This is a genomic window from Chondromyces crocatus (genome assembly GCF_001189295.1).
Lineage (GTDB): Bacteria > Myxococcota_A > Polyangia > Polyangiales > Polyangiaceae > Chondromyces > Chondromyces crocatus.
This window is the reverse complement of the sequence record NZ_CP012159.1, coordinates 9,128,143-9,150,842: the sequence shown is the minus strand read 5'-3', so window position 1 is coordinate 9,150,842 and position 22,700 is coordinate 9,128,143. Positions and strand designations below refer to the sequence as shown.

Annotated in this window: 23 protein-coding genes; 9 read left to right on the top strand and 14 right to left on the bottom strand. The window is 66.1% G+C overall.

Annotated features, from left to right (window positions below; translation table 11 throughout):
• The first annotated feature begins 746 nt into the window (after positions 1–746).
• The 6 genes from CMC5_RS33045 (at position 747) to rnk (ending at position 6,959) form a co-directional block, all read left to right on the top strand.
• Positions 747–2,195 carry a helicase-related protein gene (locus tag CMC5_RS33045; RefSeq protein WP_156339042.1) on the top strand — a complete coding sequence of 483 codons (1,449 nt, stop codon included), beginning with the start codon at positions 747–749 and terminating at the stop codon, positions 2,193–2,195.
• A gap of 744 nt (positions 2,196–2,939) precedes the next feature.
• Positions 2,940–3,293, top strand: coding sequence for a DUF2200 domain-containing protein (locus CMC5_RS33040; RefSeq protein ID WP_050434132.1), 354 nt, complete (start codon positions 2,940–2,942; stop codon positions 3,291–3,293).
• Between the two features lie 431 nt (positions 3,294–3,724).
• Positions 3,725–4,390: a dihydrofolate reductase family protein gene (locus tag CMC5_RS33035; RefSeq protein WP_050434131.1), complete on the top strand. Its 666-nt coding sequence runs from the start codon at positions 3,725–3,727 to the stop codon at positions 4,388–4,390.
• A gap of 35 nt (positions 4,391–4,425) precedes the next feature.
• The gene (locus tag CMC5_RS33030) at positions 4,426–4,860 is read left to right on the top strand and encodes a YciI family protein (protein ID WP_050434130.1); all 435 of its coding nucleotides are present in this window, start codon (positions 4,426–4,428) and stop codon (positions 4,858–4,860) included.
• A gap of 184 nt (positions 4,861–5,044) precedes the next feature.
• Positions 5,045–6,049, top strand: coding sequence for an NADP-dependent oxidoreductase (locus CMC5_RS33025; RefSeq protein WP_050434129.1), 1,005 nt, complete (start codon positions 5,045–5,047; stop codon positions 6,047–6,049).
• A gap of 523 nt (positions 6,050–6,572) precedes the next feature.
• Entirely contained in the window at positions 6,573–6,959 is a 387-nt protein-coding gene (gene rnk, locus CMC5_RS33020; protein ID WP_050434128.1) for a nucleoside diphosphate kinase regulator, read from the top strand.
• A gap of 42 nt (positions 6,960–7,001) precedes the next feature.
• Here the strand turns inward: rnk and CMC5_RS33015 are convergent, their stop codons facing one another.
• Positions 7,002–7,364 carry a hypothetical protein gene (locus CMC5_RS33015; protein ID WP_156339041.1) on the bottom strand — a complete coding sequence of 121 codons (363 nt, stop codon included), beginning with the start codon at positions 7,362–7,364 and terminating at the stop codon, positions 7,002–7,004.
• 148 nt (positions 7,365–7,512) lie between these two features.
• Between CMC5_RS33015 and CMC5_RS33010 the strand changes: the two genes are divergently transcribed.
• Entirely contained in the window at positions 7,513–7,884 is a 372-nt protein-coding gene (locus CMC5_RS33010; protein ID WP_156339040.1) for a type II toxin-antitoxin system PemK/MazF family toxin, read from the top strand.
• Between the two features lie 96 nt (positions 7,885–7,980).
• Here the strand turns inward: CMC5_RS33010 and CMC5_RS33005 are convergent, their stop codons facing one another.
• The 6 genes from CMC5_RS33005 to CMC5_RS32980 form a co-directional block, all read right to left on the bottom strand.
• Positions 7,981–8,472, bottom strand: coding sequence for a GNAT family N-acetyltransferase (locus tag CMC5_RS33005; RefSeq protein WP_050434126.1), 492 nt, complete (start codon positions 8,470–8,472; stop codon positions 7,981–7,983).
• 43 nt (positions 8,473–8,515) lie between these two features.
• The gene (locus CMC5_RS33000; RefSeq protein ID WP_156339039.1) at positions 8,516–9,154 is read right to left on the bottom strand and encodes a hypothetical protein; all 639 of its coding nucleotides are present in this window, start codon (positions 9,152–9,154) and stop codon (positions 8,516–8,518) included.
• The gene (locus CMC5_RS32995; RefSeq protein WP_050434124.1) at positions 9,151–10,110 is read right to left on the bottom strand and encodes an alpha/beta fold hydrolase; all 960 of its coding nucleotides are present in this window, start codon (positions 10,108–10,110) and stop codon (positions 9,151–9,153) included. Before CMC5_RS32995 ends, CMC5_RS33000 begins: the two co-directional genes overlap by 4 nt.
• Positions 10,111–10,177: 67 nt before the next feature.
• The gene (locus tag CMC5_RS32990) at positions 10,178–10,795 is read right to left on the bottom strand and encodes a hypothetical protein (protein ID WP_050434123.1); all 618 of its coding nucleotides are present in this window, start codon (positions 10,793–10,795) and stop codon (positions 10,178–10,180) included.
• A gap of 228 nt (positions 10,796–11,023) precedes the next feature.
• Positions 11,024–12,190 carry an aldo/keto reductase gene (locus CMC5_RS32985; protein WP_245677949.1) on the bottom strand — a complete coding sequence of 389 codons (1,167 nt, stop codon included), beginning with the start codon at positions 12,188–12,190 and terminating at the stop codon, positions 11,024–11,026.
• Between the two features lie 107 nt (positions 12,191–12,297).
• The gene (locus tag CMC5_RS32980) at positions 12,298–12,810 is read right to left on the bottom strand and encodes a DUF1801 domain-containing protein (RefSeq protein ID WP_082363008.1); all 513 of its coding nucleotides are present in this window, start codon (positions 12,808–12,810) and stop codon (positions 12,298–12,300) included.
• A 115-nt stretch (positions 12,811–12,925) separates the two neighbouring features.
• Here CMC5_RS32980 and CMC5_RS32975 point away from each other — a divergent pair, with 115 nt between their 5' ends.
• Positions 12,926–16,021 carry a DUF3427 domain-containing protein gene (locus CMC5_RS32975; protein ID WP_050434122.1) on the top strand — a complete coding sequence of 1,032 codons (3,096 nt, stop codon included), beginning with the start codon at positions 12,926–12,928 and terminating at the stop codon, positions 16,019–16,021.
• Between the two features lie 41 nt (positions 16,022–16,062).
• Here the strand turns inward: CMC5_RS32975 and CMC5_RS32970 are convergent, their stop codons facing one another.
• Positions 16,063–16,893, bottom strand: coding sequence for an SDR family oxidoreductase (locus CMC5_RS32970; protein WP_156339038.1), 831 nt, complete (start codon positions 16,891–16,893; stop codon positions 16,063–16,065).
• Positions 16,894–17,006: 113 nt separating this feature from the next.
• On the opposite strand from CMC5_RS32970, the gene CMC5_RS32965 reads away from it, so the two are divergent.
• A complete protein-coding gene (locus tag CMC5_RS32965; RefSeq protein ID WP_050434121.1) occupies positions 17,007–18,008 on the top strand; it encodes a LysR family transcriptional regulator in 1,002 nt (333 codons plus the stop codon).
• Between the two features lie 56 nt (positions 18,009–18,064).
• Here the strand turns inward: CMC5_RS32965 and CMC5_RS32960 are convergent, their stop codons facing one another.
• The 6 genes from CMC5_RS32960 to CMC5_RS47075 form a co-directional block, all read right to left on the bottom strand.
• Positions 18,065–18,667, bottom strand: a complete 603-nt coding sequence (locus CMC5_RS32960) for a DUF4291 domain-containing protein (RefSeq protein ID WP_281180892.1) — start codon at positions 18,665–18,667, stop codon at positions 18,065–18,067.
• 174 nt (positions 18,668–18,841) lie between these two features.
• Positions 18,842–19,267 carry a YciI family protein gene (locus CMC5_RS32955; protein WP_050434119.1) on the bottom strand — a complete coding sequence of 142 codons (426 nt, stop codon included), beginning with the start codon at positions 19,265–19,267 and terminating at the stop codon, positions 18,842–18,844.
• A 79-nt stretch (positions 19,268–19,346) separates the two neighbouring features.
• Positions 19,347–20,087 carry a YciI family protein gene (locus CMC5_RS32950; RefSeq protein ID WP_245677942.1) on the bottom strand — a complete coding sequence of 247 codons (741 nt, stop codon included), beginning with the start codon at positions 20,085–20,087 and terminating at the stop codon, positions 19,347–19,349.
• 282 nt (positions 20,088–20,369) lie between these two features.
• On the bottom strand, positions 20,370–21,077 hold the full coding sequence (locus CMC5_RS32945) for a 2OG-Fe(II) oxygenase (RefSeq protein ID WP_281180755.1): 708 nt from the start codon (positions 21,075–21,077) through the stop codon (positions 20,370–20,372).
• Positions 21,074–22,147 (bottom strand): bifunctional DNA-binding transcriptional regulator/O6-methylguanine-DNA methyltransferase Ada, encoded by a 1,074-nt coding sequence (gene ada, locus CMC5_RS32940; RefSeq protein ID WP_050436267.1) that lies wholly within the window; start codon positions 22,145–22,147, stop codon positions 21,074–21,076. Before ada ends, CMC5_RS32945 begins: the two co-directional genes overlap by 4 nt.
• Before the next feature lie 45 nt (positions 22,148–22,192).
• Entirely contained in the window at positions 22,193–22,603 is a 411-nt protein-coding gene (locus tag CMC5_RS47075; protein WP_218920116.1) for an aldo/keto reductase, read from the bottom strand.
• Positions 22,604–22,700: the final 97 nt, after the last annotated feature.

Here is a 22,700-nt window from a genome sequence, read left to right as displayed (position 1 = left end):
GACGGCGCGAACGGGCGCCCTTTGTCCCGAGCCTGCGAGCCACGCCCGAGGCGGCCCGTTCGGCGCAACACGCGCCAACGTGGGCGCTCTGGTGGCGTTCTCCGACGCCCTCTCGGCCAGGCCGTGACGCGCTCGCGGAGCCCTTTGACGCGGCCGGCGGGGTTTCTTGGGATCTGGCTGAGGGCGCCCAGGTCGGTGCAAGGGGCCGTTCGGGACTCGAACCGGGCACGCTACGCTTGGCCCCCGCAGTCGTGGCGGGACTCTCGTCACCAACCTGACAAGAGCACCGAGTAAACACCGAGCCTCCAGGAGCGATCCTCGGGGCTCTTTGTTTTTATCTGCGAAAACCAAGGGGGTCGCGCGCTGCGCGCCGTATCGCGTGCGGCGCTCGCGTTCGCATGGAGAACGCCGAGGCGCGCTCATCAAGCGTCCGGGACCGCTCTCACGCGCCGTTCTCTGTCCCGCCCGGGGAGACTTTCGGAGAGCGCGTTTAACAACCGGGCCGTTCTCGTGGGACTCGGACCCGGCGTTTAGAGCGGCGGCCCAGATGCTTTGGTACGAGGATAGGCGTACGCAGCGCGATGCCCGAACCATCCTGCCGCATCCGTTGAAGAGATGCTGCCCAGCGCTTGGCCGAGGGCTTCGTAGACATCAGCCGTCGTACGAGGACCCTCCGCTTGGATGAAGTGCTTGATCTTGGCGCCTGCTTCCTCGACGGGTCTGACGTGCTTCTGGCTGCCGAGTGCATGAGCCAGAGCGCTCGCGGGCTCACGGTGGAGGACACCGCAGACTGGCCGCGGACCGTGCGTGACGCATACACGAAGCTCTCGGCGGGACACGTCAGCATCGACCTGTCGGAGACGGGTGAACCCTTCCGGGTGCCCGAGTCCGGTGTCGTCGACGACCACACCCGTGGCAAGATGGCGCGTACTGCCTACTGGTACAAATGCCTGCGCGACGGCCGGAGGCGCGTGCTCGACGGGCTGCCCCGTGTGAACGGGGTCGAACTCGATCCCGACGCCGAGCACCCGCGGATTCTCGCCGCCGTGAAGGAGATCGAGCGCTGGACGCAGCAGCGCGAGAAGGTGCTCGTGTTCGGTGTCTTCCTGCGTCCGCTTCGACTCCTCCGTGACGTGCTCAACGTTCGTCACGCCCTGCGCGCGGTCAGTGCGGGTCGGCCCATCGCCCACGCGGTTCACAGCGATGCCGCGCTGCTCGGGATTGCGGTTCGACAGCGCGAGCGCCTGTGGGACGAGGGGGCGCTTTCGGGTCGTTTGTCGATGCGCGACGTCACGGAGATGCGACGCGCGCTGGCCGATGGCCACAAGGCCTACGAGCGACTGCGGAACAAGGTGCACAGGCGTGCCAAGCAGCCAGTCGCCTCGTGGATGGGGGATCCATCGCTGTTCGGCGGTGCGCGGAGAGACAGCGCCCTTCAGAAGGCCCTCGAACATCACCTCGCCTCGTTCCTCCTCGAGGATGTTCTCGCGATGCGCGATGACGCCCACGAGACGCTCTCGAACAACGACGACGTCTCCGACGAGCGCGTCCACGAACTCTCGAACATCTTCGTCGAAGAACGCTTCCGCCCGCTGCTCGGCGAGCTGGATGGTGAAGACGTCGACGAAGATCAGGCTGCCTTCCGACAGGATGCCCTGCGAGCGCTCCTGGAGGATGACGATGTCCGCCAGAGCTTCCACGCACGACTTCTCCAGGGGGCGACGCGCTGGCAGACCCGGCGCTATCTGCAGGCCGCCTTCAACCGACCTGGCGCCTCGCCCGGAGTCCTCATCGCTCAGAGTCAGGTGGGACGCGAGGGACTCAATCTCCACGAGTCCTGTCGCGTGGTCGTGCAGTTTCATGCCGAGTGGAACCCTGCCGTCCTCGAGCAGCAGATCGGACGTGTCGATCGCAAGGGGAGCTTCTGGGAGCGGCGTGCTCGGTCGTGGCTTGATGCGGGAGCTCAGGGGGAGCCTCCGTTCATCGAGGTGCGGCAGCTCGTCTTCGAGGGCACGTATGATGCTTTCCAGTGGGATCGGGTGATGGGCCGGCAACATCACTTCGATGCGAGTCTCTTTGGTGCGCTCTTGCCGGCCGAGGCTTGGGAGCGGGTGCCGGAAGTGCGTTTGAGGGGTCTTCGGGAGGCGGCTCCTTCGTTTCAGCCGACGCTGGGTCGAGTCGTCAGGTCGACGTGAGAGGGGTCTTGGGTTCGGGGGGGCAAGCTGGTTGCGGCAGGGAGTGGCGTCGGGGGGATGTCCGTCGTGGAGGCGGTGGCTGGATTTGCGCGAGGCGCGCGTGGCGGAAGCGTGAGGTCCTTGCTGGTCGTCTTCCAGTTCCGTCCTGGCCTGTATGGGCAGCGCGCGCGTGGCAGCAGGTTGAGCGATCGCTGTAAGGCGGATCGCTGGATTGATGGCCTGTCGCCGTCGTTCTACGTGTCGAAGTCCATGCGCACCGCCCCGAGGCAGGCGTTGCGCGCCCCAAGGCAGGCGTTGCGCGCCCCAAGGCAGCTGCCGCCTACCCCAGGGCAGCTGCCGCCCGCCTCAGGGCAGCTGTCGCCCGCCCCAGGGCAGCTGTCGCCCGCCCCAGGGCAGCTGTTGCTCCCCCCAAGGCAGGCGTTGCTCGTCCCAAGGCAGGCGTTGCGCGCCCCAAGGCAGCCGCCGCCTACCCCAGGGCAGCCGCTGCTCGCCCCAAGGCAGGCGTTGCTCCCTCCAAGGCAGCCGCTGCTCGCCCCAAGGCAGGCGTTGCTCCCTCCAAGGCAGCCGCTGCTCGCCCCAAGGCAGGCGTTGCTCCCTCCAAGGCAGCCGCTGCTCGCCCCAAGGCAGGCGTTACTCCCTCCAAGGCAGCCGTCACTCCCCTCAGAGCCACCTGCTACTCCCCCCAGCCCCTCTGCGTCACCTTGATCCCCCCGCTACGCCTGCGGTATCGACCCTCTCGGCCCCATGGACAAGAAGCCGCGCATCTTCACGACCTCATTCGGGAGCGTGTATCCGCTCTACCTGCAAAAAGCAGCGAAGAAGGGCCGCATCAAGGAAGAGGTCGACGAGATCATCACCTGGCTCACGGGCTACACGGGTGACCAGCTTCAGCGCGTCATCGACGACAAGGTCGACTTCGAAGCCTTCTTCGCCCAGGCCCCCCGGATGAACCCGAACGTCGGACTCATCACGGGCGTCGTCTGCGGCGTGCGCGTGGAAGACGTCGCCGACCCGCTGATGCAGAAGATCCGCTACCTCGACAAGCTGATCGACGAACTCGCGAGGGGAAAGAAGATGGCGAGCATCCTCCGCCAGTAGCCAGTAACCCGTAGCCAGCAACGCGCGCGCATCGACCCCGACGCCCCAACAAACAAACCGGTGCCAACCGCGCCGCGCCCCTCGCCAGGGCCCCGCCCCTCGGTAGCCGACAGGGTGGCGCTGCCGGTCACCGGCTTCGCCAGACCGTGCTCGACCGTGCCCGCCATGCATACCCTCCCGGCCGCCTCGGACCAGCGACCCAAGCCGCTGCCGACCCCCCATGTGCACGCAAGCCCCTGATCTTGCTCACCTCTTCCCTGCTCCAGGCTCCAGCCCCCCCGCTCCGACCGGCCACCACGTGCGGTCGACGGACCCTCGACGAAAAAAATGTCGCGGCCATGTCGATCCCCCCCTGGCCCGTTCGTCGCCCCTTCAGAAGACGGTAGTCACCCCACGAGCGCGGGCGCTGCCCGCTCGCAGGAGTTCCACGGATGTCGAGGCTTCGGGTCAACGCATTCTCCATCTCGATCGACGGCTACGGCGCCGGTCCCGACCAGGATCTGGACAACCCGCTGGGCGTCGGAGGCAACGCCCTGCACACGTGGGTCCTCGGCACCCGGACCTTCCAGAAGCTCCACGCCGACTTCGCTGGCGCGCTGATCGGCGACCAGGCGCCTCGTGGAGGTGTCGACGACGACTTCGTCGCCCGCGGCTTCGAGAACGTCGGCGCCTGGATCCTCGGCCGCAACATGTTCGGACCGATCCGCGGCCCCTGGACCGACGAGGCCTGGAAGGGCTGGTGGGGCCAGAACCCCCCCTACCACGTGCCCGTCTTCGTGCTCACGCACCACGCTCGCGCACCCATCACCATGGAGGGCGGCACCACGTTCCACTTCGTGACCGATGGAATCCATGCCGCGCTGGAGCGCGCGAAGGAGGCGGCTTCTGGCAAGGATGTCCGAGTTGGCGGCGGCGTTGCCACCATCCGCCAGTACCTCACCGCGGGGCTGATCGACGAGATGCACCTCGCGATCTCCCCCGTGCTCCTCGGTCGAGGTGAACACCTCCTCACCGGGATCGACACGGTGAGCCTTGGTTACACGTGCTCGGAGCACGTCTCAACAGATCACGCCACGCACATCGTGCTGGCGAAATGACCCCAACGACACAACCACACAGAGGAGAAACAGCGATGAAGGTCATGGTCATTGTCAAGGCGACGGAGGATTCCGAGGCGGGGAACATGCCGAGCGAGCAGCTGCTCGCCGAGATGGGCAAGTACAACGAAGAGCTGGTGAAGGCCGGCGTGATGCTCGCGGGTGAGGGACTGCATCCCAGCACCAAGGCCAAGCGCGTGCGGTTCCTGGGCGACAAGACCACCGTCGTCGACGGCCCGTTCGCCGAGACCAAGGAGCTCATCGCTGGCTTCTGGATCTGGCAGGTGAAGTCGCTGGAGGAAGCCGCCGAGTGGGCCAGGCGCTGTCCTGGCGCCATGCCTGGACAGGAGTCCGAGCTCGAGATCCGACAGATCTTCGAGGCCGAGGACTTCGGCAAAGAGTTCACGCCGGAGCTGCGCGCCCAGGAGGAGCGCCTGCGCGACGAGATCGAGCGTCAGCAGAAGTCCTGACGGCGCGCTGCGAGGCCATCGAGGCGGTCGGGCGGAGCGAATCTGCCCGGACCGCGCGTCGCGAGCTTCTCGGCGATGGATGTGGTTCACTCGGCCCCGCACGGCAGAGGTTTCCGAGCGAAACGGTCGTGCCGCCCGTGGGACGCGGGTCGTTCTGCCTCCATCGATCGCACCGAGGACCGACATGCGAGCATTCCTTCTCACCCGGTACGGTGGTCCCGAAGTCGCCGACCTCCGTGACGTCACCGCGCCCGAACCCGGACCCGGCGAGGTGCGCATCGACGTGAAGGCGGCAGGCTTGAATCCCGTCGACTTCAAGATGCGCGAGGGCAAGCTGCGGGTCATCAACTCGTACGAGTTCCCGCTGGTCTTCGGCTGCGAGCTGTCGGGCGTGGTCGCGTCGGTCGGGGAAGGCGTGACACGGTTCCGCCCTGGCGATGACGTCTTCACCCGCGTCGCCAAGGAGCACCTCGGCGCCTTCGCCGAGACGGCGTGCGTGCACGAAGATCTCGTTGCAAAGAAGCCTGCGTCGCTCGACTTCGTTCATGCGGCGGCGGTCCCGCTGGCGGCGCTCACCGCGCTGCAAGCGCTGCGCGACGAACTCTCCGTCACGCCGGGCATGCGCGTCTTCATTCCAGGCGGCGCGGGCGGGGTCGGGACGTTTGCGATCCAGATCGCGAAGCACCTCGGTGCCACCGTCGCGACGACGGCTTCTGCGCGTGGTCGTGCGCTCGTCGAGCGCCTCGGAGCGGATGTCGTCGTCGACTACACGACCCAGGACTTCACGACCGTGCTGCGCGAGTACGACGCGGCCTTCGACCTCATCGGCGGCGACACGCTCCTGCGGGCCTTCGAGGTCGTCCGTCGTGGCGGCAAGATCGTCAGCATCGCGGGGCTCCCCGAGCCGTTGACGGCGACCCAGGATCTCGGCCGCGGTGCAGGCCTTGCGACACTCTTCTGGTTCGCGAGCGCGGGAATTCGCTTCCGCGCTTGGCGCTCGGGCGTCACCTACCGTTACCTGTTCATGCACCCGAGCGGAAAGGACCTCGAAGCGCTCGCGACTCTCGTCGACGCGAAGAAACTCGATGTCATCGTCGATCGCGTCTTTCCCTTTGCCGAGATTGCCGAAGCGTTTGCCTACCTCGAGAAGGGCCGCGCCAAGGGCAAGGTCGTCGTCGCGATCGGCTGACGCCTGAGCACCTTCGAGGCGGTCGACCTCGCATCGGGCCTGGTCGTCGTCGCGCCGTGGCGGAATCACGGGACACGCATGCGCAGAACAACGGTTCGGCTGGCCGCCCTGATGCACACGGCCGGTGACTTCGCCCGCTTCTTGATGCAACGACGTCAGGCCCGAAGCGGCGAGACATGCCAGATTTCCCGAGTGGATCGCGGGGTGGTGGGGTCACGACGAGCTTTGCTCGGCGGGGCGGCGGGGGCGCGTGCCCCTGCCGTGTGAATGAGGACTCCGTTCTGCGGCGATGCTCACAGAGCCGTCCCACCTTGGGCGTGGGGTGGAGGCCGGACCCGTGGTAAACAGAAGCATGAGCATCCGCCCGCTGCTTCGTCGACCTGGAGGCGCACCCACGCGCCATCACGGGCCGGTCGGCGGTTGCGGGCTCTTCGGGTAGAGCCTTCTCCCGTCGCCCGGCACCAGGCCGGGCGACGTGTTGACGCCCGGCCTCCGCGTTTCTCCAGAGAACTGAGGTCAGGTCATGTCGTCGTCACCGCCCATCCTCGTTGCAGCCGAAGACCGAGTGCTATTGCTGCAGCTCATCGAACAGCAGCCGACCACCGAAGTGACGGAGCTGCTCGATGCTGAGCTCGAGCGCGCTCGCGTCGTGCCCCGGCGCGACGTTCCGGCCGATGTCGTCGTGATGAACAGCGAGATCGAGTACGAGGACTCCGCGACGGGTCAGCGGCGTCGGGTGCAGCTCGTGGTCCCGGCCGATGCGGACACGAGCGCTGGACGGGTCTCGGTCCTGGCTCCGCTGGGTTGTGCTCTGCTCGGATTGCAGGTCGGGCAGGAGATCGACTGGCGCATGCCGGGGGGCCTGCGTCGTCTCCGGGTGATCACGGTGAAGCGTCCTGCGGAGCCGTAGGCGGTTCGTCGGCGCGTCAGGACGTCGGGCGTCTCCTCGGCGTCACCGGTAGGGCGGTGCCGCCGTGTGCCGCTGCACCAGCAGCGTCGTGATCTCACCGACTCTCTTGCTCCCGGTCGTCACGATGCGGCAGTGCACGACCCGTCCGGTCCAGTTGGACGTGATCTTCACTTTCCCGTGAAGTTGCAGATCCGGCGGCGCGGACTCGTAGATGACGCCCCCCTCATCGCGATAAGCCCACGACGGGCCATAGAGGATCCCGGTGCTGAGCTGGCGCACCATGGGACCCTCGACGTCGGCGTACAGGCCCCCTCGTGCAGCACGCAAGTACCAGACTTCGACGTCATGCCCCACAGGGATGGGCACCGCGCCGTGGATGTCGATACGTTGAGGTTGTTCGTTCACGGATGACCTCTCAGAAGGGGCACATGGCGGGTTGAGCGCTGCGGCGTTACCAGCGCGGACTGTGGAGTGAAAGCCAGGCCTGCAGCGCGGTTTCCGCAGCTTGCAGGGGTGCGCGCTACATGACATACAGCGCGCGAGGTCACTGCCCGTGAGTGGAAACGCGAAGACGATCCATCGAGGTGATCTGTTCTGGATCGAGCCCGATGCAACGAGAGGTTCCATCCCTGGCCATCGTCACCCCCACGTGGTGATCCAGGACGATGTCTTCAATCGTTCGCGCATTCACACCGTCGTCGTGTGTGCATTGACCTCGAATTTGAAGAAGGCGAACGAGCCTGGGAACGTCCTGCTCGAGGTGGGTGAAGGCCACTTGCCCACGCAGAGCGTCGTCGTGGTGTCGCAGGTGTCGTCGGTCGACAAGGAGAGCCTCGGCGAGTACATCGGGTCGCTGTCCGCCGAGCGCGTCGAGCAGATCGTGGATGGTCTGCGGTTCCAGCAAGCCTCTTTCTTCCGTCATTGATCTTTGCCTCGCGCCGCTCGTGATCTGCGCGGAGGGCTGGGAGAGGCCGCGACTCGATCGACCTCACGAGTCCTGCTGCCTTGCGGGCCCCTGCATCTACGCAGGTGTCAGCGTCCGAAACATGACGAGCGCGTCGACGTAACCGAGCGTGGGATGCAGGAAAGCCAGCGGGAGGCGGCCGACGATCTCGAAACCCATCGACTGCCATAGACGAATGGCACCTTCATTGGTGCTGACGACGAAATTGAACTGAATGGCGCGGTACCCTCGCGATCGCGCGTGCGCAATGGAGTGCTCACACATTCGTCGCGCAATGCCTCTCCCCCTTGCTGCGGTATCGGTCACGTAACCGCAGTTGGCGACATGAGCACCGCCGCCGAGCTGATTCGGACGAAGACAGTAGGTACCGACGATCTGGCCATGATCGTCGGCGACGAACGTCTCGTGAGCTGGCCCCATCCAGTAGGCCAGGGCGCTCGCCTCATCCATCCCACGAGGAAGAGCGTAGGTCTCACCCGAGCGGATGGTCGGGCCGAGGATCGACCAGATGGCTTCCTCGTCGTCTTGCGTCGCGGGTCGTAGGTGCATGGGGGGTCTGGGGTCGAGACGGAGGCCTTCTTCGCGGCCCGAGTCACTGGAGAGGGACGATGCTGCCTTGTGGCGTTGCGAAGCTGTCCAGGTAGACCTTGCTCCGATGGGTCGGGTGAAGCAGAAACGCGCAGTAGTGGCCTGGTTGCAACATGGCCATCTGCAATTCCGAGATGTACCAGGTGAAGGTCACCTGCTCGGCAACACGCTCCCCGACAGCGTACTGGCGTTCGCCCGGGATGCTCCTGGAGGTCTTCGCGGCGTATGGCTCGACGGTCAGTTTCATCTGGATCCAGCGCAGGTGGTTGACCTTGTTGGCGTACTGTCCGCGCGCGGTGTGGACGATACGACCCCAGCAGGGCAGGCCAGCCCGCACGGTCTCCTCGCCGACTCGCGCTTCCTCGAGTGCATCGCGGACACCTCGAACGCCCAGCCATGCGAACACGATCGCGAGCGCGACCCCCGAAAGGCCCAGGAGCAGCTCGCCTTCCAACCTCGGGACGGCGAGGACCAAGCTCACGACGGTGACGACCAGGCAGATGAAGCCGTAGACCAGAGCCTCCAGCAAGGGCTTGTGAACCGACCTGTAACCGGCGGGCTCAGGGTAAGGCCAGTCGGGACCAGCGCCACCCGCGCGGGGCTTGGGCGATTGCGAGTGCAATCGTGAAGCGGCATCCGTCATGCGGGCAGCTTGGCGAGGAAACGGAGCAGTGCGGCATTCACTTCAGCAGCACACTCCTGCTGCACCCAGTGTCCAGCGCCAGGGAGGATGAGGATCTCTTCGAGGTTCGGCACCAGCGCCTTCATGGTGTCGACCGGGCCGATGGCGCGCGTCGGGTCGTTCTCGCCGGTGAGGAAGAGGGCCGGCTGCTCGATCTTCGCCGTCGCGAGTTCGGGCAGCTCCTCCCAGTCGCGGTCCATGTTGCGGTAGCGATTGAGACCGCCACGGAAGCCGCTGCTGGTGAGCTGCTGTGCGAAGTAAGCGACGTCTTCTTCCGTGAGCCAGTCCGGCAGGGTGGTGGGCGCGTCGAGGTCCGTGAGGAACTTGTCGCCCTTCTTCTTGGCCTGTACCACCTCGGCGGTCATATCGAAGCTGGGAATCCCGGCGAGGATGGTGCGCACCGTCTTCGGTACGTCGGCCTCGAACTCGGCTTCGGCGACGCCAGGCTCCTGGAAGTAGAGGATGTAGAACCAGGTGTCGCCGAACATGTGCTTGAAGAGCTGCGTCGGGGGGAGGGGCGCACGGCCGAGGTGCGGGACGCTCATTCCGACGACGGCGCGGAAGCGGTCGGGGTGGAGGGCTGCGCAGTTCCAGGCCATGGCCGCGCCCCAGTCGTGGCCGACGACCACGGCGGTCTTCTCGCCGAGGGCATCGAGCAAGCCGACGTAGTCGGCGAGCAGGTTCTTCATGCTGTACGCCTCGATGGGCTGAGGTTTGTCGCTCTGCCCGTACCCGCGGACATCGGGGGCCACGGCGTGGTAGCCAGCGGCAGCCAGCGCGGTCAGCTGATGGCGCCACGAGTACCAGGACTCGGGCCAGCCATGGAGCAGGAGCACGAGAGGCCCTTGTCCGGCCTCGGCGATGTGCAGGTCGATGCCGTTCGTCTTGAGGGTGCGATGAGAGATGGCGTCGTTCATGTGAGTTCGATTCCTTCCCCGCTGAGGGCGTGTCGAGCGCATCGTAGACAGGGCCGAGCGCTGAGGCTCAATCTTGCGTCGTGTGTTCCCACCAGTGCAGAGCGACCGTCAGGAGGACCAGCTGTCGGCGCAGGCTCGGATTGGCGAGAGGCTGTCTCATCGGGTCGAACACCTCGATCTGCATTTCACGCACGATGTCGGCGGCGAGGAGCAGCTGGCCATCTCGCCCTAGCCAGGAGACGTAGCCGACGGGGGCGCGGAGGGAGTCCACGATGGCGTGTCGGAGCCAGAGGGTCTGGTCCTCGACGTCGAGCTCGCCGTTCCAGCACATCGGGGTCGTCAGGGTCTTCGTGGCGTCGACGTGGCGAGGGGGGCAGTCCACGCCGGGCGCCATCCAGAAACGGAGCGGCCTTGGCGCCTCCGGCGGGGTCCAGCAGCCGAAATGGGTGCGCGGGACCCCGGGGCCTTCAGGCTCCGTCGCGCAGAGGAGCCGACTCTCCGGCTCTCGCGCATAGGCGATCTCGAAGCGCACCTCGGTGCCATCGAGGCGCAGGCTGAACGTGGCTGAACTCTTCTCCGGCGTGATGCGGATCTCGTCCCCGCCGGGCAGGTCCCAGCGGAGCGGCACCTTGACGTACGGGACTCCGGGGGTTGCTTCGAGCACCTCCGGGGGGCCAGCGCGCATCGACCAACCAGGAGGGTAGGTCGTTGCGCATCCCGTCGAGGAAAGCAGTGCAAGGAGCCATGGGCGGCCGAGGCGGCGTGCGGAGGGAGCTGATGGAGAGGAGGGGCGAACCGAGCCCGCCACGGGGCGTCTGAGCGTGCAGGCCACCCCGCCTGGACTACCCCCCCCTGGACCCCAGTTCGACCTGCTTCCTTGGGCGCTAGCCGGGATCGGGGGCGGTGTCATGGCTCAGGGAGCGGTGATGGCCGAGAGCTTCGAGACCTCCTCGGCCGTCAACCGGAGCGAAGCGGCGTCGAAGAGGGGCCCGAGCTGCTCGATGGTGCGCGCACTCGCGAGCGGGGCGGCAACGACAGGCTGAGCATGCAGCCACGCGAGCGCCACGGCGGCCACCGAGGTTTTGTGCGCCGCGCTGATCTCGTCGAGCGCACCGAGGAGCGTGACGTTCTTCGGGTCGGTAAGGTACTTCCCCGCCGAACCCGCGCGCATGGAGTCGACCTTCTGACCTGGCCGGTACTTGCCCGTGAGGAACCCTGACGCGAGCGACCAGTAGGGCAGCTCCTTCAGCCCCTCCTTCTGGAGCAACGGGACGAGCGTTTTTTCGATGCCACGCTCGACGAGATTCCAGTGATCTTGCGAGAACTGGAAGGGTCGTAGCCCGTTGGCGCGCGAGAGCGCGAGCGCAGAAGCGAGTCGCTCTGGCGTGAAGTTCGACGCTCCCAGGGCGCGGACCTTCCCCTCTTTCACGAGCCGATCGAAGGCATCGAGATACTCGGCCTGCTGGACGTTCTGATCATCCTCGTGCGCGTAGTAGATGTCGACGTGGTCGGTCTGCAGCCGCCGCAGAGAACCCTCGATGGCCGTGCGAATGTTCGCTGGCGACAGCCCGGGTCGCTCTTTCCACTTCGCCACCTTGGTCGCGATGACGAGCTTGCTCCGGTGGCCGCGCGCTGCGAGCCACTCGCCGATCATCTGCTCGGACTCGCCGCCTTTCCGGCCTTCCGCCCAGGCTGGGTACACGTCCGCCGTGTCGATGGCGCGTCCTCCCTTGTCCACGAAGGCGTCCAGGATGCGGAAGGCGTCATCGCGCTCCACCGTCCACCCGAACACATTCCCACCCAGCACGATGGGGCCGACGTCGATGTTCTGCATGGTGTTCTCGTTCGCTTTGGCGCCAGCTGAAGGGGGCGGGGGTTCGGGCTGAAGCGACGCCGAGCTGCGTGGAGGCTCGTTCCCCGTGGTGGCTTGAGGCGTGCAGCCGAGGGTTGGCAAGGTGCCGGCCAGGCTTGCCAGGCCCATGGCGCTCAAGAAGGTGCGTCGGTCGAGGTGAGCTGCGTTCTGAGCCTTTTGTGCTGCGTGCTCCCTCCGCTCGGTGTCGTCCGTTCGCTTGTCGTTCATTGGCTTCTCCTCGCTGAGCATCCCTCTGTACCGCGTTCGTGGCGGTCGAGCCTCCTCTGTCGACACGTTCTCGCCATCGCGCGGTGCACGGGCTACGCCCTGCGTCGCTACGGCGACTCCATGCGAGCAATCCACGCGCTCAGGATGGCCTCCAGCGCAGCTCGCTTGGACTCGATGTCTGCGCTGCTGATGAGGGTCACCAGGCAACGATCCTCGGCGAGCCACTCCAGCAACCCTTCCGGGTCCTCGATACGCCCCTTCTGCTGGGCAGGCTTCTTCGCTTTGGCTCCTGTGTGGAGAATGAGCCGAACGCGATCCTGGGTGCGCAGGTTGAAGGTCGCGAAGTGTTCCGTCGTCCGGAAGCTGGGGGCGTTCCATTTGATCTCCTCGCGAATTTCTGGACTGACACCGAGGATGAGCTGTCGGACGACGTGAATCTCCTTCTTGAGAGGATGGTCGAGCTGGTCCAGGAAGGCCGTGACGGTGGCGCCACCGGGCTCAGGGATGCTGGTGCGTTTGCGAGGTGCAGCTGGTGATGCGCGCGGGGCTGCCGGCTTTTTGGTGCCCTGAGACGGCTGCTTGGTGGTGGTGGCTGCTTCGCGTCGGGACTTGGTGGCCATGCTCTTCCTTCGTGTGAGTCTATGGCGACATTCTCCCACGTATTTGTGCGGTTTCCTCGGTGGAAGGGAGCCATGAGGAGGCGCATTCCAGGCACTCTCCCCTAGACTCCCCGCGATGTCGCGCTACGAGCGAGGGCTCTACGAGGTACTCCTGACCGACGCTGTGGAGGCTCGACTCCGCGGACTGGATGCGCGTTTCGAGGCTCATCGAACCGGCCTCCGCGCAGCCGAGGCTCCCGACAGGATCGCGCTTCATCTTTCCCGCGTCATCGAGAGGGCCATTGCTTCGCTCGATGAGAAGGAACGGGCCAGCCTGGGGACGACCCTCGCCCGCCGCCTGATCGAGGTCGTCGTCGAGTCCGCGAGTGCTCCGGATCTCGGCCTCGAAAGCCCTCTCGAGGCTGGCGAAGTCCTGCGGGCGATTCTCGGGCGGCTCCCTGATGGTCGCCTCGAGTCCATCCCCGAGCCCCTCATCCCGCTGCTCGACACGACGCTGCTCACCAATGCTCCTGGTGAGCCGCGCGTAGGCCACCAGATCCTCGCAGAGAGCCGCTCGGCCGATCGCATCGATCTCGTGATGGCGTTCATTCGCAAGAGCGGGATCAATCCCATGCTGGACGCGCTCCGCGCCCACTGTGAAGCAGGTCGCGAACTGCGAATTCTCACGACCACCTATACGGGGTCGACGGAAGCCAGCGCGCTCGATGCGCTTCGAGCGCTCGGAGCCGACATCCGCGTTTCTTACGACACGAGCGGGACGCGGCTCCACGCGAAGGCGTGGCTCCTGCATCGTCGCTCGGGGTTTTCGACGGCCTACATTGGTTCGTCGAACCTCACCCAATCTGCCCAGATCAGCGGTCTCGAATGGAATGTTCGTGTGTCGGGGGCGCGGAATCCTGGCGTGATCGAGAAGGTCGCCGCCGTCTTCGAGAGCTACTGGAACCATGGCGATTTCGTGCCCTACGAACCTGCGCAGTTCGAGGCGCTCAGCCACGCGGAGGCGCGAACGACACCTCGCCTGATCCTGAGCCCCATCGAGCTTCGCCCGGAGCCATTCCAGGAGCGGCTCCTGGAGCAAATCGCGCTGTCGCGGCAGCAGGGCTACCACCGCAATCTGCTCGTCTCCGCCACAGGGACCGGCAAGACGGTGATGGCCGCGCTCGATTATGTGCGCCTCCGGAAAGAGCTACCGCGTGCGCGCCTCCTGCTCGTGGCGCATCGCGAGGAGATCCTCGAGCAGAGCCTCGCGACGTTCCGGTATGCGCTTCGAGACCCTTGCTTCGGGGAACTATGGGTCCGTGGCAACCGTCCGAGAGCCTTTGAGCACGTCTTTGCTTCGATTCAAAGCCTGCACGCCAATGGCTTCGCACACCTCGACCCGACCCATTTCGATGTCGTCATCGTGGATGAGTTTCACCACGCTGCTGCTGCTTCCTATCGCTCGATGCTCGGACATGTGCGTCCGGTCGAACTTCTGGGTCTCACGGCGACGCCTGAACGAAGCGACGGCCTGCCCATCCTCGACTGGTTCGAGCACCGCATCGCTGCTGAGCTGCGCCTATGGGATGCGATAGACCAGCACCGGCTGGTGCCCTTTGCGTACTACGGCATCCATGACGGGCTCGACCTCCGGGACATCCCCTGGAGACGCGGGCGTGGCTACGAGGTCGAAGGGCTCTCGAAGCTGCTCACAGGCAACGATGTATGGGCGCGCTTCGTCCTCAAGGAGGTAGCAAAGCGGGTGGATGCGCCTGCGCAAATGCGGGCGCTCGGCTTTTGCGTCAGCATCGAGCACGCGCGTTTCATGGCGCGGGTCTTTCGAGAAGCGGGGATTGCTGCAACGGCCATCTGGTCGGATACGCCCGCTCCAGAGCGACAGGCCGCCCTGACTGAGCTCGCAGAGGGCAAGACGAACATCCTGTTCTCGGTCGACCTGTTCAACGAAGGCGTCGACATCCCTTCGGTGGATACCTTGCTGCTGCTGCGGCCGACGGACAGTCCGACCTTGTTCCTCCAGCAACTCGGGCGCGGGCTCCGCCGGAACTCAGGGAAGACGGTCTGTACCGTCCTCGATTTCGTCGGTCACCACCGCGCGGAGTACAGGTTCGACCGCCGCTTCCGCTCCCTCCTGGGGGGTAGCCGCAGTGGCCTCGTGGAGCAGATCCAGGCTGGCTTCCCGTTCCTGCCCGCGGGCTGTCACATGGAGCTGGACCCCATCGCGAGCCGGATTGTGCTGGGGAACCTTCGTGAAGCGGTTCCTTCACGGTGGAGCGCCAAGGTGGACGAATTGCGTGCGCTCGCTCGAGAGGGCTCATCCTGTAGGCTTCAGGACTTTCTCGAGGCGGTGGGTGTCGACCTCGAGGACGTTTATAGAGGCAACAAGAGCTGGTCTGACTTGTGCGGTGACGCTGGCCTGACGCTGCTGCCTGCAGGGCCTCAGGAAGACAAACTCCGACGCGCGTGCGGTCGGCTTTTGCATGTCGACGATCCCACGCGAATCGAGACCTACCGGCGGCTTCTCGAGCATGACGTCGCTCCCGAGCCTCAGCGATTGCCCCCCAGAGAGCGACGGCTCCTGCGCATGCTCGTCAGCTCGGTCGCCGACAAGGCCGTCACGAAGGGGCATTCTCTTGCGGATGCTTGTGCCTTGTTGTGGCGTCATCCTCAGGTCCGGGCGGAGCTGCGCGCCTTGCTCGATGCCCAGGCATGCAGGATCCAGCACCTACCTCTGGCGCTCACGACCCACCCGGACGTTCCCTTGCAAGTCCACGCTCGCTACACACGGATCGAGATCCTCGCGGCGTTCGGTTTGGGGGATGGGGCCAAGGTCGCCCCCTGGCAGACCGGTGTCTACTGGGCGAAGGAGGCCAGTGCGGATCTTCTGGCATTCACCCTGGACAAGACGACGGGGCAGTTCTCACCAACGACCCGCTATCGCGATTATGCGATCAGCCGTGACCTCATTCACTGGCAGAGCCAGTCCGTCACGCGGGCGGACAGCGAGACGGGGCTCCGCTATCAGCGCCACGCGCAGCTCGGCTCGAGCATTATGCTCTTCGCTCGTCTGCGCAGCGATGAGCGTGCGTTTTACTTCCTCGGTCCAGCATCGTACGTGAGGCACGAATCCGAGCTGCCGATGAGCGTTACCTGGCGGCTGACACATCCTCTTCCAGGCGACCTTTTCGCCACCTTCGCTGCTGCCGTCGCCTAGCGTCGCTCTCGGCATGGCTCCTGGCCAGAGGGCCTCGTCGACTACGATCGGGGAAGGAACTGCGACCTCATGAACGCGATGTACTCCGCCTCGGAGGTCTGCCGCCGCGCCTCGATCATGGGCGTGATGTCATGGGTGGCGACATAACGAAGCTGATTCGTCCCGTCGGAGGTGGCGCGGAAGATGACTTCTGCCACCTCCTCGGAGCTTGCCAGCCGCTGTCCCCGCAGCCCTGCAAAGAGCTCGTTCGCTCCTGCCACGAAGGGGGCATAGGCATCGATCGCTGCGTTCTGGGCTGCCTCGGCGCCGCTCCGGTCTCCGAAGCGGGTGCTGGTGACGCCGCCTGGCTCCACGATCTTCACCACGATGTTCTGCGAGGCCAGCTCGTACGAGAGGGCCTCCGAGAATCCCTCCAGTGCGAACTTGCTCGCGCAGTACAGCGACAGCATGGGCAAGGTGAACACGCCGGCGCCCGAGCTGATGTTGACGATCACGCCACCCTTCTGCTCCCGGAAGTGCGGCAGCATGGCCCTGGTCACGTCCATGACGCCGAACACGTTGACGTCGAACTGCTCCTGCACCTTCGCGCGCGGGGTCTCCTCGAAGATTCCGTGAAGCCCGTACCCGGCGTTGTTGATCAGCGCGTCGATCCTGCCGAATCGACCGATTCCCGCCGAGATGGCCTGAGCGATGCTCTCGCGGTCACTCACGTCGAGTCGGGTGACCAGCACGTCGTCTCGATCCACCAGCTCCGTCTCTGCGCCGGGAGAGCGCATCGTCGCGACGACGTTCCAGCCCTCGCTTGCGAACCGCTTTGCCGCGGCCTTCCCGAACCCCGTCGAACTCCCTGTGATGAGAACGGTCTTCTTCATGCTTTGGCTCCGTTTCGTCCGTGCCTCCTTGGGGGGCGAGGGCGAACCTAAGAGCCGCTCATTCATGAAACAATCACGCTGAACCAGCATGACTTGATGCACATTGTCGAACAATGCAGAGGACGGGTCTCCCCGAGCTGAACGCCGTCGTCGCGGTGGCGACACACCGGAGCTTTCGCTCCGCTGCGACCGAGCTGGGCATGTCTCCCTCGGCCCTCAGCCACGCGATCACCACCCTGGAGCAACGGCTCGGCGTGCGGCTGTTCAACCGGACCACGCGGAGTGTCGCGCTCTCTCAGGCCGGAGAGCAGTTCCTCGCCCGCATCCGGCCAGCCTTGCGCGAGATCGCCGAGGCCATGGAGGCCGTCAATCAGTTCCGTGACACGCCGACCGGCATCCTTCGCCTCAATGCCTCCGAGGGGGCCGCGCGCATGGTCCTGATGCCCATGGTGCTGGAGTTTCTCGAGCGCTATCCCGACATGCACGTCGATCTGGTCACCGACGACCGCCTCGTCGACATCGTGGCGGAGGGCTTCGACGCTGGCGTGCGGCTTGCCGAGGCGGTGCCCCAGGACATGATCTCTGTCCCGTGCAGCCCACCCGTGAGCTTCGCCGTGGTGGGCTCACCGCGCTACTTCGAGCGGCACCCGCGTCCGACGGTGCCCCTCGATCTCCTGGCGCACAACTGCATCCGGTACCGCATGCCGAGCGGCACCATCTATCGCTGGGAGTTCGAGGCCCGCGGCGAGGAGACGGTGGTGGATGTGAAAGGCTCGCTGACCCTGGGCGACCACGAGTTGATGATGGAGGCGGCGCTGCGGGGCATCGGTCTCGCGTTCCTCAGCGAGTGGGCCGTCGCTCCTTTCCTGGAAGCTGGAGTCCTCGTCCGCGTCCTCGACGACTGGACCCCCCCCTTCCCGGGTCTCTCCCTGTACTACCCGGGCCACCGCCACATCCCGGCGGGACTGCGGGCGTTCATCGACATTGTCCGGGCGTCGCATGCTCGACGTGCTGCGCCGAGCTTTCCTCGCTTCCACGCCGATGGCTCCGCCAGCGCGGCCCCCCGGGGTCAACCTGCCCGGAAGCGCTCCGGGAGCCGCTCTTCACGGAAGTGAGCGGCCATGACGTCGACGACCGTCACGAAGGCCCAGCGCGCGCTCGAGGGGGCCTTTCAGCCTGACCCTTCTTGCTCCTTCAACCCGAGCTTCCGCGCCACCGCCGGATCCATCACCGGGTAGACCTTCTCCCGAGGCGTGACCAGGCGCGCGAAATCCCCTTCCTGCGCGTGCCTTCGCTGCTCGGCCACGAAGCCACTGATGTCCTCGAGTCCAACGATCCACTCGTCCGCAAAATGCGCCAGGGCCTGCCCGCGTAGCCCGAGCTGGATGGCGCGCCGCTCGACCTTGGCGCCCCCGGGGGCGTGATCCGGGTCCCACTGCAACCGGACATCCGAGCGCCTCACCGCAGACGCCCAGGCTTCGCGGGTCCCGTACACCTCGGCCGCGTAGCTCGAATGAACGGCCTCCTTCAGGATCCAGTCGAACCCCTCCCGCTTCATCCGGATCGCCAGCACCACCTCCTGGTCCTGCTTCGTCCCCCAGCCCGACCGGAACATCATCCAGAGGAAGCTCGGCTTGATCCAGCTCATGCGGGTGCGGCTCCACCCCTCGCCGAAGCGCCCCGTCGACGCCGCCGCCCTTCCAATCCTCGGATGATACGCCTGATAGACGATCACGCTCGTCTCATCATGCTGGGCGAGCAGAGCCCGGCCCATGGTCGGCCACCGTGCGCACTGTGCGTTGTAAGGCTCGATTTCCAGCATCGATTTCTCGAGGCGCAGCATACCCGAGCCCGGTGGTCACGCAGTGCGCCCGAGGAAATCTCTCTCGGGCAGCGTCGACGCGCTCGGTTCGGTGGCGCGACGGGAGGCGTACTCCCGCCGTGGGGATCAGGAACCCGTGCTTCCGCCCGACGGCGTCTGCACGTTGCTCTTGTTGATGACCTCCTGCACGTCCGCAGGAAAGTCTTCGAAGTCTTGCACCTGCCGCACCTCGATGACCTCGTTGTCCGACGCTGGACAGCGTGAGGCCCAGGCGATCGCCTCTTCTCGCGACTTCACCTGGATCATCCAGTAGCCGCCGACGATCTCCTTGGCCTCACTGAAGGGCCCATCCGTCACCGAGGGCTTGCCTCCCGAGAAGCTGATGCGCGCGCCCATCGAAGGCGGATGCAGCCCATCGAGCGCCAGCAGCACCCCCGCCTTCTGCAGGGACTCGTTGTACTTCATCATCGCCTCGACACCTTTGGCGTCCGGCAGCGTGCCCGGTTTGGCGTTCTCGTAGCCCTTGGGGATCATCAGCATCATGAATCGCATCGTCGTGCCTCCTCTCGATCGTCGTAGCTCGCTCTCGACGTACGTAGCTTCCGGGACCACGTCCCTTGGCGGCGTGGCCTCAGGGACCTGAAGGGATGTCCGATGCCTCGTCCACCGGACGAACATCCATCTCCACGTCACCGACCACGCCAGCGAAGCGCAGGGACAGGTCGATCGCCTCCTGCTTCGACGTCACGTTCAGCATCGCGTAGCCAGCGATCAGCTCCTTGGACTCCGTGAACGGGCCGTCCATCATCGTGTGCTTGCCTTCGTCGAACCGGATACGAACGGCCTGCGAGCTCGGCTGGAGCCGCTCGGTGGCGAGGAGGATGTCGGCCTCCTTCATCTCCTGGAGCAGCTTCCCCATCTTGCTCGCCAGCTCTGGCGTGGGGGGAACGCCCGCTTCGGAGTTCTTGTCGGCCTTGGGCGTCAGCAGGAACCGCATCGGCACATCCCCTTCCGGCTTCGGACAGAAGCCCAGGTCCCAGGGCTCGGTGATGGGTCCGACGTCGATCTCCATGTCGCCGACCAGATCCGCGAAGCGCGACGCCCAGCCGATCGCTTCCTCCATCGACTTCACCCGGATCAACGCGAAGCCTGCGATCAGCTCGTTCGTTCCGGGGAGAGGTCCCTGCATCACCGTCCGCTGACCGCCCGAGAATCGAAGGCGTACGCGCTCCGCGCTCGGCCTGAGCCCTTCGCCTGCGAGCAGCACCCCGGACGTCGTCATCTCGCCCATCAGCGCGCCCATCCGGGCCATCATCTCGGGGGAGGGGGGGAGGCCCTCTTCGCTGCTTCTGTCGATCTTGTGCATGACCATGACCCGCATCGTGTTTCTCCGTTGGCCCAGGCTGGAGCAGCGCTTCGCCGCCCGTCTTTCCGTGGCTCTACCCTCACGACGAACGATGGGTCCCGGGATCGACACGCAGGACGACTTTTTTCGAGAAAGAGCCCAGGCGCTCGAAATCACAGATGTTGGTGGTGGACCGAGCGTGCCGTGGGGTCGATCCGGGAGCGAGGCGCGTCCGGGAGGGGAGGGGGACCGGAAACTCAGCCAGCCCTCCGGTGGGCAGACCACCGTTCTGGTCGGGTCGAGAACCGGTCAGGTCGCGTCGTGAAAGATGACCCCGAGTGTGTGCCGGTTTCCCGAGCGCACCCGGCTGACCCCGTGCCTGAGCTGAACGCGGTACATGCCGCGCGTTCCCTGCACCGGGCGGTGATGGACGGCGAAGACGACGGCATCCCCTTGCCGCAAGGGCACCACCTCCGGCCGTGACTGCATGCGGGGGCGCTGCTCGGTCAGCACGAACTCGCCCCCGGAGAAATCTCGCTCCGGCTCGGACAGCAGGATGGCCACCTGGAGCGGAAACACGTGCTCTCCGTAGAGGTCCTGGTGCAGGCAGTTGTAGTCGTCCGCTCCGTAGCGCAGCAGGAGCGGGGTCGGGCGTACCTGGCCCGCGGCGTGGCAGCGCTCGACGAATGCCGAATGATCCGCCGGGTAGCGCACCTCGATGCCCATCGCCTCGTTCCAGCGGTCGGCGACGGGCACGAGGTGCGGGTAGAGCGCTGTCCGTAGCTCGGCCACGGGGGCCGGGAGCGGGTAGTCGAAATACTTGTATTCCCCTCGTCCGAAGCCGTGGCGCGACATCACCACGCGGCTCCTGAAGAGGCCCTCGGTGTCGTAGAGCGTGGCAAGCTCCCGACAGACCTCCGACGTCAGCAACCGCGGGAGTGTCGAGCTGCCCCGCGCGTCGAGTTCGCTGGTGACACGCGCCCAGTCGATGGCGGCCACGTCCTCCCGCAGGCTCACGGGCGCGCCTCCCGATCGAGCAGGAGCCGCTTGCGCTCGACGCCCCAGCGATAGCCCGACAACGTGTGATCGCTGCGGACCACGCGATGACAGGGGATCGCCACGGCCAGCGTGTTCGCGGCGCACGCCTGGGCCACCGCGCGGACCGACTTCGGTGCCCCGATCCGTGCCGCGATCGCCGCATAGGACGCCGTCGCGCCGGCAGGGATCTCGCGCAGCGCTTGCCAGACCCGCTGTTGAAACGCCGTTCCTCGCACGTCGAGCGGTAGGTCGAGGCCCACCTGTGGCGCTTCCACGAAACCGACCACCTTCGCGATCAGCGCCTCGAAGCCCGCATCGCCGCCCACCAGATCCGCGCGCGGGAATCGGTCCTGGAGATCCCGGACCAGCGCATCTGGATCGTCTCCGAGCAGGATGGCGCACACGCCCCGCTGGCTCGACGCCACAAGGATCGACCCGAGCGAGCACTCGCCGACGGCGAAGCGGATCTCCATGTTCGCTCCCCCTGTCCGGTAGGCGGTCGGCGTCATGCCGAGCACCTCGGGCGCGTCCTCGTAGAAACGCCCGTTCGAGCCATAGCCCGCACCGTAGATCGCCTCGGTGACCGTGGAGCGCCGGCCCAGCTCGGTCCGGACACGCTCGGCCCGGTGGGCCACGGCGTAGGCCTTCGGCGTCAACCCGGTCGCCGTCTTGAAGATGCGGTGCACGTGGTAGGGGCTGAAGCCGGCGTGGCTTGCCAGCTCATCGAGCGTGGGTGCGTGGTCCGCCCTCTGGATGAAGCGGCAAAGTTCGGCCACCACGTCCGCATGCTGCTCGGCGAGGGGAGGCCGATCCGGCTTGCAGCGCTTGCACGGGCGAAAGCCCTCCTGCGCTGCGGCGGCTGCCGTTACATGAAACGCGACGTTCTCGGGCCTCGCCGGCCGTGCCCCGCAGGAAGGGCGGCAGTACACCCCGGTCGACCGGACCGAATAGAAGAACTGGCCATCCTGCTTCGCATCCCGTGAGAGTACGGCTGCCCAGCGCGGGTCGCTCAGGGTCGCCGCTGCTCGTGTCTCCAGGCGGGTGGACATCGCGTGTGCCTCCTTCCGGCAGTCCTTGCGGGTCACGGGTCGAAGCTAACGCTCGACAGGAGAGGTAGCACTCCGGGCCTTGCTTTCGAATTCGACGCATCGCCTCTGGATGGGAGCGCTCTGTTCCTCGGTACAGTGGGTCGGGTGTTCCCCGAGACGGTGGCCTCGATCCAGCGTCGCGAGCTGTGCATGATCGCCCGCATCCAGCGCGAAGTCGAAGAGGTCGAGGTTGTCGCAGATGCGGGCCGGGTCCTGTGATTTCGGGATGGCCACGACACCCAGATCGAGGTGCCAGCGCAGGATGAACTGTGCGGGCGTCTTGCCGTGCTTCGCTGCGAGGGCCACGACGGTCTCGTTTCGGAGCGTGTCACCCCGTCCGAGCGGGCTCCAGGCCTCGGTGACGATCCGGCGCTTCGCGTCGTAGGCGATGTTCCGCACGCCAGGGAGTCGCGCCAAGAGGCGGAGGACACGCTCGGGCGGTCTCGGGCAAGGTACGCTTCCTTGTCGGGAGGCAGGATGGGCCTCTCGGTTCCCTCTCAACCCAGCACCACCG